This window comes from Mucilaginibacter sp. GW822-FHT03E02, from assembly GCF_058801545.1.
Window position 1 is genome coordinate 5,200,058 of sequence record NZ_JBXANJ010000001.1, and the last position, 14,413, is coordinate 5,214,470.

The following is a 14,413-nucleotide window of genomic DNA, read 5'->3' on the forward strand; positions in this document are numbered from 1 at the left end:
GGTTATCTATAAGCGGTCAGAAGTTGCGGCACAAAAACCAATTTTACGGGACCTAATAAGCCGGATTCACGAAGGAGGCTTTCTGCATTTGGGCCATCAAATTTAACAATGTTGGTTTTCGTAAGGCGTTTTCCTGCCGCAAATTTCCCGTCGCCGATCAAGCGATTAGGCCAGAGATTCGTCACTTCGACTTCCAGTTGGTTATTACCGGGTTTTACATATTGGGTGATATCAAATTGAAATGGAGCTACCCATCCTAACCCTAGGGTATGGCCATTGACTTTTATATGTGCCATTTCTAACACATTGCCCAAATCGAGCATCAACTTGGTTTTGTTCAGGTCACCTGCTTTCACGAATATTTTTTTTGTGTATACTGCGTTGCCCGAGTAATACTTAATCCCCTCGTCTTTAAAGGCAGTCCAAGATTTTAAAGTATCGGTATGTATAAAGTTGGGCCCACCCCAGGAAGTATCAAAATGAATATCCCATCCGCCGGAAATTAAAGTTGTTTTAAGCGGATGTTCAGCATAAATAGTACTGGCGTGCAGATCGCTCCAGATCATCTTGTATTTACCTGGTTTGAATATGGTAGTTAAAATACTACTACCTTTCTTTTGCAGCTCTATATATTTCCCTGCATCAGCTTTAAACTGATTGCCGGGGAAGAATATCTTTCCATCTTTTTCAATGCTGACAATATGTGGTGCTGGTTTAGATTTCCTAAAAACGATAAAACGTGATCCACCAGGTTCTAAGTGCAGTGGAAGGATAGTGTAGCCATTTTCTTCCCGATAAGTTATCACCTCTTCGGTTGTACCGGTCATCGGGTCCCATATTTCAGGTATTTTTCCGGAAACGTGAAACCTACATTCTGTCTGTTCATACCTGTCGGGTAATGTGGTCAGATAGCGGTATTTAAAATCATCTATGCCGGTTCTGGTAAAACGGTTCACTACAAAATAAATATCAGTTTGTTCCCCGGTACGGTGGAGGTAATCCAATGCGGTATTGGCTTTGGTACTGGTAAATGCAAAATCAGGACCGACTTTTAATTCCTCCAATACGGTGTTAATATCTTTTCCAAAAATCACTTTCCCTTTACCGTAATTGTTTTCAGTTCTGTTTACACCATCTATTGGCCCCCACATGGCCGATGCTATAGATTCTATTTCCTTGTCGCTTTGCGGATACAGCGTTAAACCCGTAGCAACTAGTGGCCTTGGCCCGATTACTATTAAGCCTTGTTTTACCAGCGATTCAATTTTGCGTAGTACCTTAAGGTCTATTGAATTTTCCGACGGTAGCACTAAAACTTGATAACTCATTCCATCAGGGAAGAATATTTTATGATCTTTAACCGACATCCGGTTTAGAATAGCATCTTTTGAACACTTATCCCAATCATGCCCAAAGGCAAGGTCTTTAACATCTTCTTTTAGGAATACAAAATTTGGAACGTCGTCTCCATAATAATAAAGTACATCCGCAGAAAATAAACCTTGTGAAAGCATATAAGTACAACGATCAAGATATGTGATAAAATCCCTTGCATGTTTCCACCAGGTGACATTGGGATTAAGGTGTGTGCCGGCAAAGTATTCATTACCAGGAGAGCCAAATTCTTTTGGGGAACTGGTAAAGGTGTGCCACACAATCCTATTTACCCCAGAGCAGAAAACCCTGTCAATATTACTCTTCAAGTCTTTTGGTGCTTCTTCCCATTGCGGGCCAATAGAGGTTGGACCTTCAGCAGCCACGAATCTTTTACCATTAGTATGTGCAACACAAGCACTTTGTTTAACAGATAGTCTTTCTGCGTCACTTACCCTGTGGGTATTAGCCATAGCCCAAAACTCACCTTGCGGAAAATCGCTGATGGCCATTACTTTCAAAGCATCGACAGGTGCAGAATGGGGCCCGCCAGATTCGGGGTGAATACCCATACCATGTGCATGAGCAAGATCGGCAAAAAGCTGGTAATGATAGGCAGCAATGCAATCGCCGATGGTTTGCCGATAATCATACAAAAACCGATCAGATTCTTTTACGCTGCCAATCACGTGGCCTGCCAGTACCGGTAGGTAGGGGAAAATATCATACCCACGGAATTTTTTAAATTCGGCAGCAAAGTTATTTGTCCAGCCCACATTACCCATTTCCCAACTGTCAGTTTGCAAAAAGTGAACACTATTCCCTGCAGCTTGTGCGGTATTGATCAGTGGCTCAATTACATCCTTACTAAACTTTTTAAAGGCATTTGGGTTGAGGTGGTCTAAGGAAAACCCTTCCCATCCATCACTATTGGTGGAGGTTCTGGCGCCGGTACAAGTCCAGCCATATCTTATAATTGTCCATTCGCCCGGCGGAACGTTCCATTTTAAAATTCCGTGTTGGTATTGATCGGTAAGATCTATTACAGATTCTTTTGGTATGCCACGAAAAACAGGCCTAATGGTATATTCATCACGCAATTTACTCAGAGGATAGACCCCCATCGCCCCAAAACTACTGTTGAACGTTTTAAGTTTCCAATTTTGAATTAAGCTTTCTATTGGTAAAGTATCATTTATATTCTTTTTGAATGCCTGTACCTTAATATCCTGGTACATTAAGAGCGAGTCTGGCTGCGGTAACTTTATGGTAACCTCTTTTCCACCTGTAACTTGTACTTCGGCATATACCACCTTTTTTAAAGCAAGTTCGGGAGTAATGGTAGGGCCGCCCGGGTTCCAGCCGCTTTGAACATTCACACTTAGCTCCAAGCCCAGTCGCTGTGCTTCCCTTACCGCATGTTTGTACAATTCCATCCACCTGGGGCTCATAAAAACAGGTCCTGCCGGCGTTTTATGGGCAACCAAATAGTTGGAGCTACCTGCATCTACAAGTGAGGCGCCACCGTAACCCTTAGCTTTCATCTGTTCCAAGTCGCGGGTAATGGATTCTTTCGTAGCCATACTATTCAGCCACCACCAATAGCATCTTAACCTGGTTTCGCGTGGGGGGCTTTTAAAGCCCAAGCCTAATTGCGTATAGTTGATTATAGGCGATGCAGTTAACGAATAATCAATATTTTGCGCCGCCGCCACAAAACTACAGGCAAGCAACATAACGGTGAGATTTGATTTCAATATTTTGAACCTTGAAGTAAAATAAATGATGTCCTCTTTTTATGAAAATGCAGATGTGGGCAATGGCCGAATCTAATTAAATTTGCAAAACAACATTAGGAGTAGCCAAAACTACTACCTAATGTTGATAAATTTGTCCGTGTTCTTATGTCTATTTTAAAACATTTTTTGCTACCAACCTGGGTTTTGGGCCAGCTTAACATCTTTATTAGCATCAATTACCAATTGCGGAATAGGCCATAAGTTATAATTAAAAGTCAATGTAGACTGAGCTTCGGGCCAAAACGCATATTTTTTGATGCGGTCAGTAGCAATCGTCCCACCCATACGCAGCAGCGTATTCCAACGGCATTCCTCATATACTAATTCTCGTGCACGTTCATCAAGAATGGTATTGAATTTGTCATCCATGTCGCTCGCAGTTACCAGGTAACCGCAATTTGCACGGCTACGTAACAAATTTACATCGGCTGCAGCGCCTGCCTTATCGCCGTTACGCTGCTTGGCTTCTGCGCGCAGCAGAATAGTTTCAGGAAGGCGGATGAAGTAATCGTCGCGGAACAGGTTACTCCTGTTTTCCCCATCGGCAAGGCCGGTGTATTTGTCGGTAGCTATTTTACAAGATACCGGATAATCAAGACTTTGATCATCTTTATTGTCATAAAGAACCGTCCATGGCACCGGGATGCCAAAATAGGGCGAGCCCTGTACATTCCCTATAAATGTGCGGCGGAAAACGACTTCTGAGTTTCTCATATCATTAGCGTAAGTACCTTGGTAGATATTATCCCTTGTGTATAAGGTGGGCGTTACCTGCGAAATCCCCCTTCCACCGACATCTTCTAATGTACCCCCTAAATTTGCAGGTGAGCCATTGCGAAAAACGGGGCCGTATATTCTGGAATAAGGTAATTTCGATCTGGTATCTTCTGCCCGGTAGGCCGCGTAATCAATTTCTATTGCCCAAATACATTCGGTATTCCCGTTCTGATAGTTGACATTGTTTTCCTGAAAAAGATCCCAATATACATTACCTTGGGTTTCCGTTTTGCGGGCGCCGAAGCGGTTTGTCATCAGCGCGTATGGGCCGCCATCAATTACTTTATTACCATAGGCAATGGAGTTTGAAAATGCTTTACTTGCACCGGCAGCATCGCCATTGGCAGCCAATTGTGTACCCATTGCCAAATACAATTCACAAAGGTTGTGCTGTGCGGCACCTTTAACAAGGCGGCCTCCAGAAGCTGTTGTTAAAGGTAAATCGTTTTCAATAGATAAAAGCTCATCAATCGCAAACTGGTATGTTTCTACTCTGCTTGCACGTTTATAATCAAACCGGGCAGCCGTAGCAACGTCTTTTACAATAGGAACGCCACCAAAAAGTTCGGCCAGGTTGCGATAAGCAAAAGCCCTGAAAAACTTTGCCTGCGCCACGGTATAGGCTTTATCTGCCGGTGTTGCCCAGCTTATATTAGGAAGATCGGCACTGTAAATGGCTAAATTGGCCTTCGCTATAATTTGATACCAGGCACTATAATTCTGGTAAAAAATAGTGTTGTTGGCATTGATAGTGCCATAATTATTAAAGCTATTGGCTCTGCGTATGCTCGGTACATCAAACATATCAGTTCCGTTTCCTCTAAAAACAAAAGTCCAGGCCTGCTCTGTAGGGTTAGCCCACATATCTCTTAACTGAGAGTAAATAGACACGACCGCTTGATCAATTTGAGCTGATGAAGTGAAAGTGTTACTGGTTGTGTAAAAAGTTTCGGGTGTTTTGTTCAGGAACTTATCGTCTATTTTTTTGCAGCTCGTTACATCAAACAGGAGCGCTAAAAAACAAATTTTTATGATGGATTGAATGATTTTCATTTCCGTTTTGATTTAAATATTTAAAAACTAACGCTTGCGCCTAATGAATAACTGCTGGCTACGGGGAAGGTATTGGACAAGACGGTAGTGCCCGTTTCCGGATCGCCTCCAACCCATTTGGTGAAGGTTGCCAGATTTTTGGCAGCTAAAAATATCCTTGCACCGGTAATATGGTTCCTTGCCAGAAGCGGAGCATTAATGTTATAAGACAAAGCGACATCTTGTATACGTACAAAGGTTTGTGATTGAAGGCCAAGAAAACGACTGTCGCCAGAGAAATAGGCTGATGGATAAATATTGCTTGGGTTGGTTGGCGTCCAATAAGGTTTGGCAATCGTATTACTATTGAAAAGGCCGGTACCTGAGGTCATAAAGGCACCTGTATTACTTTTTAAATAGTCACCGTTGCCACCGAAAGTGCCTGCTACCATTACATACAGTTGCAGATTTTTATACCTCACGGTGTTACTAAAGTTTAACCTGAAGTTTTCTTTTGAATACCCTAAAATGGTCCGGTCATTCGCGTCAATTTTCCCATCATTATTTATATCTCCGTATTTAGGCGCACCAGGTGCGGCTCCGGTAAGGGCAATATAAGCCGCATCGCCGGTTTGGACAATTCCAATTTGTTTATAGCCGTAAATTGCCCCTAATGACTTACCTACAAAAAGGTTATTTGCTATATCATCATCTTCCTTCCCGTCGCCATTATTATCTACACCATAAAGATGTTTTAGCTTGTTTGAATTTTTCCAGAAAGTGATTGCTGATGACCACGTAAAATTAGTAGAATGTATGTTTTCTGTACGCACAGAAATTTCAATCCCCTTGTTATCAACTTCGCCCAGGGAAGCCAGTTGGGTGCTGAACCCGGTCATTATAGGGATAGTGCGTACAAATATCTGATCGGTAGTTTTGGAAGAGTACAGGTCCAGATCGATAAAAAGCCGATTACCTAACCAGGCTGACTCAAAGCCTGCATTTGTTGCGGTTGTTTTTTCCCAGCCGAGACTTGGATTACCCAATGACGTTTGGACCAAACCATAAACTACTTTTCCCTGAGCATCTGAAAACTCATACCGGGCATCGGCAGCGGCGCTATTGAGTACCTGTGATAAAGTGGCGTAAGGACTCAAACCCTGATTGCCGTTTTGCCCCCAGGATACTTTAAGCTTCATATAGTTAAGCGGTTTGAAATCTTTCAAGAACGTTTCTTCTGAAATTTTCCAGGCTACGCCGGCGGCGGCGAAATTTGCATACCTTTTATCGGCACCGAATACAGACGCGCCGTCACGCCGAAAGGATGAGGTGAAGTAATACTTATCGTCGTAAGAATAGTTAAAACGGGCAAGGTAACCTACATTAGAGCGTTCACTGTTGTTTAGAATGACCTTTTGAACCGTGGCTTTAGACAAACCATAAATGCCAAGTGCAGTATTTCCATTTGCTGCGAAATCGCTGCCAGTGGCGTTAAGGTCTTCAATTCTCAATTTATCTCTGGTAGCAACGGCAGTAGCATCAATTTGATGTTTACCAAACCGATGGTCGTACGCAAGTATATTATCTAACACGTAATTTGTGGTACTGGTATTATCAATGTTTCCGTTTGCGTTACTCAACAGACTCTGTACGCTGGCAGGGTCATACCGCCCGGCAATACCTGCACCTTCTTTAATAAAATAGTTTTCGAAAAAGAAATTGCCGCTTTGATGCTTTTCAAAGTTAGTTGAAAAATTTACACGGTAGCTTAAACTATTAATCCATGGTGCTTTTACCACCGCAAAGGAATTTAAACGAAATGTATTATAAATATCAATATTCTTAATGGTTCCGTCATTAACACCCCATAACGGGTTGATTTGCGATTGGGTGTAGGGATATTTTTCAAGGTCACCTGTGTTATCGCGGTATAATACTCCATAAGGCGACATTGTTTCTGCGCTACCCACATTGGCGGCCACCCCTGAATAATCTCTCCTGGAATAGGCTCCATCAACACCCAGCTCAAACCATGAGGTAACTTTGGTATCAACCTTGCCTAATGCATTGATATGCTTGTACTTGTCGCCTACCACAATTCCTTTGTTATCATCAAAAGAAGAAGATAAATAATAATTCACGTTTTGCGCTGCTCCGGATATAGACACCTGCTGGTTATTGGTAACCCCCCTTTGGATAACTTTATCAAGCCATACGGTTTCGCTACCGGCTTTTAAATTGGCCAGTTCGCCAGCCTGCAACCAGTTTGTACTACCTGATGCGTATTTATTCCGGTCATTTACAACATTTATCCAGTCTGCCCCTTTAAGCATCACCGGTCTGTTTTGCCAGTCTTGAATACCGGTTTCAGTCCTGAAGGATACGACCGGTTTTCCTATTTTCCCTTTTTTTGTAGTGATGGCGATGATACCATTGGCTGATCTTGAACCATAGGCGGCTGCCGAGACAGCGTCTTTTAGAACATCATAACTTGCTATGTCATTAGGATTGATATCACTGATTGAGCCCAGGTAGATAACACCATCCAATAATATCAACGGATCATTTGAGCCACTGATAGATCGTTGGCCGCGAATCAATATGGAGGGTTGTCCGCCGGCTGAATTAACGGCCCCAACATTTAGTCCGGTTACATTTCCCTTTAACGCCTCAAGTGCATTCATATTAGGCAAGAGGGCAAGGGGTGAATTTTCCATTTTTACTGATGATACAGCACCAGTGAAATCTTTGCGCTTTACTGTACCATAAGCAATTACTACTACATCCTGTAATGTCTTTGCCTCCTCCGTTAATTGGACATCGATTGTTGTGCGATCACCAATCCGTACCTCTCTGGCTACAAAGCCAATATTCGTAAAGATCAATATGGCCGAACTATTGGGTGCTTTGATGGTGTACACACCCTCAATATTGGTAGCGGTAGCCGTGACTGTGCCTTTTATTTTTACGGTTACTCCCGGCAACGGAATGCCCTTGCTATCGGTAACCTTGCCATTTACGGTAATGTCCGGGGCTAAAGGGACGCCAGGATATGATTTTTCCTTAATTACGATATTATTATCAATAATATCGTAGGTAAAAGGCTGGCTGGCCATGCATTCATCCATTACTTGTTTAATGGTGGCATCTTTAACATTGATGGAAACGAGCCCTGCTTTCTTTAACATTTCGGAGTTGTAAAACACATTGTAGCTGCTTTGCTGCCGGATGGCGTTAAATATCTCCGGTAAAGGGGCCTTCTCTTTCTTGAGGGTTATCTTTTGGGCATAAGTGGCAGCACTTAATTGCAACAGACCGGATATCATTAAAATGAAGGTGAGTTTCATAGTTAACAATAGTTTAGATTGTATGCCTCTTTGGGTGGGGCATAGATATACGATACAAATTTTATACATTTGATTGTTAGGTTGGTTAATGACTGGTTGTTTGGAAACGATAGGTTTTTTCTTACCTGACATAGCTTTGGCTATTCTTATAACCAGGGGCGCAACGAACGCTCCTGGTTAAATTTAATTAACCGTCGCTTTAAGATTGTACAAATTATTTCATAACGGTAATCCTCCTTTCTTCAATCCTGAAATGAACAGTTCCGGTTGATTGGAGCACCTTTAGCAAATCAGTGATGTTTTTATACTGGGAAATTGATCCTCCATAAGATAGATTTTTCCAGCCTACATCGTATACCACTTCCACATCATACCATCTGGCTACTTTTCTCATAATGCTGGTAAGGTCTTCATCCTGAAAAACAAAATAGCCATTTTTCCACGATAAGGTTGTTTCTATATTGGCATCCTGCACGGTAATGTGGTCAGAAAATTCTGGCAATACAGCCTGCTGGCCGGGATTTAAATGTACTTCTGATTTTGATGTCGTAAAATTTATGGATCCCTCTAGCAGCGTAGCTTTGATAAAAGGTTCGTCCTGATAAGCCATAATATCAAAATGAGTACCTAATACCTTTGTTTCTGTGCCATTAGCCGATACAATAAACGGCATTTTGTGGTTTTTGGCGACTTCGAAATAGGCTTCGCCTGTGATGCTCACTCTGCGGTTTTTGCCACTGAACCTTGTTGGATAGGTAATAGAGGATGCCGCATTTAGGAATACCCTGGTACCATCAGATAAAGTCAAATCATATCTTCCTCCCTTAGGGGTTGTCATCGTATTATTGGTAGCCGCTGAGTTGCCTGCGTCAGTTGAACGATAAGCAAGTTCACCGTTGTTCAGCTTTACAATTTGGGTACTTCCCTGTGTAGTAATTACCCCATTTTTAACGCTATCTAAAATAACATTCACACCATTGGCCAGTGTTAATACCGCTTTTGTTCCTCCTGGGACAATCTTATGTTTGATCAGTTGATGTATGGCAATTGACATTTGAGGCTTTTTCATTGCCGAATTTTGCTGATACCATACTGCAGTACCGATACCTAATAAAATAACGGCTGCAGCTGCTACCCTCCATGTTCTATGTAACTTCTTTACTTTTAATTGATGGATTGATTGGTTAATCTGGTTTGTGATACGTGCTTCTGTTTCAGCTTCATTGCCCATAGCCGGAAGCCATGGTTCGTCTATTAAAAACTTTTTACTATATTGATCTAGTAGGTTTTTCTCCTCCGAAGTACATTTACCTGCGCACAATTTCTCATATAGCTCGATATACTCTTGCGTAGTCATGGTTTATTAAGTGGCTTTGTTTTAAAAGTGGTTTACATATACATTGGGACTTTTTTATCATTTCACGCACAGTGTTTTATTGTTTATTTTGTATTTTTTTTATAAGTATCTATATATCAATAAAATAATTTTTTTATTTTATTGATATATTATGTTAACCCATAATTTAAGGCATTAGTTATATGGCAATGAGGACTTAGGGTAGCCATTGTTGACGATCATAGCAATACATTCGCAATGCTTTTTTAAAAGATATTTTAAACAGTTGTATGTCACCGCCCACGCTCACTTGAAGGACCATGAAGTATACAAGTCAGTGGTGCAAATTATTTTTATAAACAATTAAAATTGATACGCATTATTTACCCGTTTTTTACCAATAAATAAAGTAAATAAACCCAGCAGCTTTGAAATACGCAGAAATTAGTCAATAGGCTAAAGGTATTTTTGCGTACACTCTTAAACGAATATACACGATGGATTTATAGAAACCACTTATTTTGCAAAAGGGCAGCACCCCTGCAGGATAGAAGCTTTTAGAAATGAAACGCAAGGCTTGAAATGTGCTAATCTCCTGAATAATTTTTAGATAATTTTTCATCTTAAATAACAGGACAGTAGGAGATAGTTAACTAAAATCATTTTTGTTAACTTGCCTTAACCAATTATTCATCCTTTTTAAATGACAAAAAGCTTTGTCGTATAAGGTCTGTTATAATCATTGTAACAAGATATAACATCAATTAACGCTATTGAGAAAAATAAAGTCTTGTTTTTGATACATAATTTAGGTGCCAGTTATATGTTGACCAAACACTCAAACGATGAGGACTTATGGGTTGCTATTGTTGACGATAATAGCGATGCGTTCGCAATTCTTTTTAAGCGATACTGGAAACAGTTGTATGTCACCGCCCACGCTCATTTGAAGGACAATGAAGCGTGCGAGTCAGTAGTGCAAGATATTTTCGTTTACCTTTGGGAGAATCGAAAACAGCTTAACATCGGATCGTTTGAAAAATATCTGAATGCTTCGGCCCGATATGGTGTTTATAAACAATTAAAGTTGGCCAGGTTGTCACCGATCGACTATTGTGCACCTTTAGAGATAGTCGAAAATGGATATACGCATAATGATGGTGAACAGAATCTGTCGGCGTTTGAACTGTTGCAGGATGTAGGAATCTGTCTTGACGTGCTGCCCAACAGGTGCAGGGAGATTTTTATATTAAGCCGTGTAAACCAGTTGTCCAATAACGAGATTGCGGAAAAACTCCATATATCCAAACGTACCGTTGAAAACCAAATATCCCATGCATTGAAACATTTAAGAATGAGCCTGAAATATTCAGGTATTTTATTATTAACTCTTACTCTTATCCTCGGTAGCTTTATGAGCATAGTGCATGAGCCACTTACATGGTATTACAATAAAGAATGTCAGATTAACTGTAAAAACAATATACAAAACATTTTCTAAGCAGCCGATAGCAAGCACATTCACAGCTACAGATTATCGCTCTTTTTACAAAGAGATCTTAATTCAAAGCTGTTATTTCGTTTTTATGATTTCTTTCAAAGCAACTATAAAATATTCGATCTCGTCAAGGGTATTGTTATAGTGAGGAGATGCTCGAATTACCTATTTCACTCCTTTTTCGTCAAAATCTAAAAGGCCGTAAGCCCTGTAACTGGCAACCACATTTATTTTGCGTTTGGCAAATTCAGTCACAATATGATCCGGATTTGAATCCTCCATATTGAAGGTTACTAATCCGCCCTGCATTGATCCGTAATCAAAAACTTTAACGTTATCTATTCCGGCCAATTCTTTCCTCAGCAGAATAGAAAGCAGTTTTACCCGCTGCCATATTTTTTCCTCCCTAATATTACGACGATATTTTATAGCCTCCATTGTACTGATAACCGTCGAATATGCAAACTCCCAATCTTCGAATCGTTTGGTATCAGGCTGTTGTTTGTACGCGTCCCTGCCCGTCCATTCGGTACCGCGCATACTGATAAACATGGGTTCAAGGCCTGTTTTAAGTGTATCCTCTGATATATACAAAACGCCTGTACCATGTGGGCCACGTAAGAACTTCCGCCCAGTAAAACTTAACTAGGCACAGTATGGTTTTAGAACGTCCATTTTCATCTGCCCTGGCGCCTGACTGGCGTCCAGAATATACCATGTCTTATCGTAGGCACACTGCGAATAGTCGCGGTATATCTTTGCTATATTGTCAATCGGCTGAATTAATCCCGAATAGGTCCGAATATAAGTAGTCGCCAATGACTTAGGCCGATAATGTCTTAGCTTTTATTGCAGATCATCTAAGTCTATCCCACCTTCTTCGACGCTGTTAATATGAATGATCTTAATGCCCAGTCTTCTTTGCAATGACAAGAACTGTATCTGCTTCGAAACAAAATCATTGTTGTCGGTCAGTATTATGTGCCCGGCCTTAAAAGGAATAGAAGATAATGCTCTACCGTACGTTCGGGAGTACTGGAAGTAAAAGCAATGTTCGACGGAGTGCAGTTAAGCAAGAGCGCCGCCTGATCGTAAAAGTCCCTTATCGCATCCTACTTCAATGCCAATGCTTCATAACCTCCTTTTTCTGCTCCGGACATAAAATGATCTACTTGCGCCTTTATAACGAAATCTGACATTAGAGCTGCCCCGGGCATTATTCAAATGGACTACATTCTGAAAGCCCAGCGCTTCATTTCTAAAAGTTTCTATTTCCTGATGGCGAAAAATGCTTCCCTTTCGCAAATTAAATGGTTTCTGTAAATCCATCAATTATATCCGTTTAAGAGTTTACGCAACAATAACGTCACCTTTTCGACTAATTTTTGCGTATTTGGAAGCTGCTGGGTTTATTTACTCTATTTTTGCAGGCAATGGGTAAATAATGCATATCATGGACGAGTACGATTTGAAGCTTCAAAAAAATAATAGGTTAACAACTGAGGAACTTAGCTTCGAAGTAAACCTGAGTCAGAGTGCAGTGCAAAGGCGCATCACCAAATTGAGAAATGAAAGGATCATAGAAGCTGATGTTTCGATAATTTCGCAAAAAGCATTGGGCCTGGGTATCACATGTGTGGTTGATGTTATACTTTACGAAGGAAATTCAAAGGCGATCGATTCATTTAAGGCAGAAATGACGAAATGTTCCGAGGTCTCATTGTGCTATTACGTCACGGGTTCCTATGATTTTGTGCTGATCGTAAACACAAAAGACATGGACCACTTTGAACAATTCCAAAAAAACAAGCTGATGGACAATCCCTACCTAAAACATTTCTATACTCACGTTGTGATGGATAAGGTAAAGACAACCTATGGTCCAACGATTTTATAACAACTTCTTACCCGAGTGCGATAATCAGCTGTTCAGAAAATGTTGCATACTCAATAGCCATTCTTTTGTGTGCCAATTCGAAAAATTACCTTTTATTGTTTAAAATCGCCGAATGGATTAAGATGGCGTTAATGACGCATTATAAGGTTGCTATCAGCCGAACAACCAAGTGCAGAGACTTCCTATTAAAAGTTTTTTTTGCCTTAAAATGTTGTAACCTATTGCAATAGTCTACGTTATCGAATCAGTAATTGTCCGAGTAATACAACATCCCAGTCCTTTGATCGTTAGCATACTTTTATGCATTGCACTTGTAACAGTTTTTCCAATTTTTCAATTTTTGAGGCAATGTGGCCTTTACCGACCGCGCAATGGAAAGCACGCATGACCAGGCATACCTGACCAAAGCTACCCAGATATATGACTGGGTTTGGAATCATATTTACAATTCAAGTACCGGGCAGGTTTACACAGGGATAGATCGTAATAACGTAGTAGACCATGGGGCGGCCGTTTATAACCAGGGCACGTTTGTTGATTTTGCCAACCTGCTGTACCAGATAACCGGCAATATTAATTATTACAATGATGCCAAACGATCTATCGACTACGTGAAAAGCAATATGACCACCAATGGCATTATCACCAATAACGCCGGCTACCTGAATACCTGGGGCGATGAATTTGCCCGCGGACTTGGCCATTTTGTACGCGATAACCAAATGTGGAGCACCTATTACCCATGGATGGTCCAAAACGCAACCGCTATTTGGAACAACCGCCGCACCGACTATAATATTACCTGGAACGGCTGGGACCAGGCTACGCCTACCGACAATAGCTTAACCACAAGTAAGTTCGCCAGCGCAGTGGCCTGGTTGCAATACACGCCAGGCTCGCAACCCGATAACCTTGCCGGTGTACATGTTATTGTGAGCAGCCAAAATGGTATCGAAAGCTGTTTGGAAAAGTGCTGGTTATAGCGGACACTGACCGTTATTCCATAACGATGCACGAAACGGCTGGTTGACCAAGGCGTATCATTCGCTGATAAACAGCCCGAAGGGCAAGCCAGTGGGAAACTGCAGGTAGCAAAAAGAGAAGCCGGCGCGATTATCGGTAATTTCCTCGCATCCGGCAGATCGCTTGCACCGTAGCTGATGACCGGCCCGGTGCGCAAATAGGCCGGCGGCTGCACAGCCTGACTGACCAATTGTATAACGATACCCGGCGCTGGTTGTAATACCGTCAAGCCAGGCGCAGAGCAAAGCGTACAAACCTGGAAAAGCCCGCAGAGCAGACTAAAAGCAGGCTCCGTGGGATTTTCGCTGTACAGCGAAATCATGATGTGAA

The 14,413-nt window shown here is 41.5% G+C and carries 7 protein-coding genes and 1 pseudogene; 3 read left to right on the forward strand and 5 right to left on the reverse strand.

Going from position 1 to position 14,413, the window contains the following annotated elements:
* Positions 1-2: 2 nt before the first annotated feature.
* From AC1RM2_RS21555 to AC1RM2_RS21570, 4 genes are all read right to left on the reverse strand, one after another.
* The gene (locus AC1RM2_RS21555; RefSeq protein ID WP_492987227.1) at positions 3-3,110 is read right to left on the reverse strand and encodes a glycosyl hydrolase; all 3,108 of its coding nucleotides are present in this window, start codon (positions 3,108-3,110) and stop codon (positions 3-5) included.
* A gap of 192 nt (positions 3,111-3,302) precedes the next feature.
* Positions 3,303-5,003, reverse strand: a complete 1,701-nt coding sequence (locus tag AC1RM2_RS21560; protein ID WP_492987228.1) for a RagB/SusD family nutrient uptake outer membrane protein — start codon at positions 5,001-5,003, stop codon at positions 3,303-3,305.
* A gap of 20 nt (positions 5,004-5,023) precedes the next feature.
* The gene (locus AC1RM2_RS21565; protein ID WP_492987229.1) at positions 5,024-8,329 is read right to left on the reverse strand and encodes a SusC/RagA family TonB-linked outer membrane protein; all 3,306 of its coding nucleotides are present in this window, start codon (positions 8,327-8,329) and stop codon (positions 5,024-5,026) included.
* A gap of 214 nt (positions 8,330-8,543) precedes the next feature.
* Entirely contained in the window at positions 8,544-9,686 is a 1,143-nt protein-coding gene (locus AC1RM2_RS21570) for a FecR family protein (RefSeq protein ID WP_492987230.1), read from the reverse strand.
* Positions 9,687-10,488: 802 nt separating this feature from the next.
* Between AC1RM2_RS21570 and AC1RM2_RS21575 the strand changes: the two genes are divergently transcribed.
* Positions 10,489-11,166: an RNA polymerase sigma factor gene (locus AC1RM2_RS21575; protein WP_492987231.1), complete on the forward strand. Its 678-nt coding sequence runs from the start codon at positions 10,489-10,491 to the stop codon at positions 11,164-11,166.
* Between the two features lie 162 nt (positions 11,167-11,328).
* On the opposite strand, the pseudogene AC1RM2_RS21580 reads toward AC1RM2_RS21575, so the two are convergent.
* A pseudogene (locus AC1RM2_RS21580) lies at positions 11,329-11,796 on the reverse strand (aminotransferase class V-fold PLP-dependent enzyme); the annotation flags it as partial.
* Positions 11,797-12,616: 820 nt separating this feature from the next.
* Between AC1RM2_RS21580 and AC1RM2_RS21585 the strand changes: the two are divergent.
* Both AC1RM2_RS21585 and AC1RM2_RS21590 read left to right on the forward strand, forming a co-directional pair.
* Entirely contained in the window at positions 12,617-13,060 is a 444-nt protein-coding gene (locus tag AC1RM2_RS21585; RefSeq protein WP_492987232.1) for an Lrp/AsnC family transcriptional regulator, read from the forward strand.
* 371 nt (positions 13,061-13,431) lie between these two features.
* Positions 13,432-14,043, forward strand: a complete 612-nt coding sequence (locus AC1RM2_RS21590; RefSeq protein WP_492987233.1) for a glycoside hydrolase family 76 protein — start codon at positions 13,432-13,434, stop codon at positions 14,041-14,043.
* The last annotated feature ends 370 nt before the right edge of the window (positions 14,044-14,413 follow it).

Excerpts from the sequence above, each read along its gene's own strand:
- AC1RM2_RS21590 (WP_492987233.1), top strand. The coding sequence starts at position 13,432 with ATGGAAAGCACGCATGACCAGGCATACCTGACCAAAGCTACCCAGATA.
- AC1RM2_RS21560 (WP_492987228.1), bottom strand. The coding sequence starts at position 5,003 with ATGAAAATCATTCAATCCATCATAAAAATTTGTTTTTTAGCGCTCCTG.
- AC1RM2_RS21570 (WP_492987230.1), bottom strand. The coding sequence starts at position 9,686 with ATGACTACGCAAGAGTATATCGAGCTATATGAGAAATTGTGCGCAGGT.
- AC1RM2_RS21555 (WP_492987227.1), bottom strand. The coding sequence starts at position 3,110 with ATGTTGCTTGCCTGTAGTTTTGTGGCGGCGGCGCAAAATATTGATTAT.
- AC1RM2_RS21575 (WP_492987231.1), top strand. The coding sequence starts at position 10,489 with ATGTTGACCAAACACTCAAACGATGAGGACTTATGGGTTGCTATTGTT.
- AC1RM2_RS21565 (WP_492987229.1), bottom strand. The coding sequence starts at position 8,329 with ATGAAACTCACCTTCATTTTAATGATATCCGGTCTGTTGCAATTAAGT.
- AC1RM2_RS21585 (WP_492987232.1), top strand. The coding sequence starts at position 12,617 with ATGGACGAGTACGATTTGAAGCTTCAAAAAAATAATAGGTTAACAACT.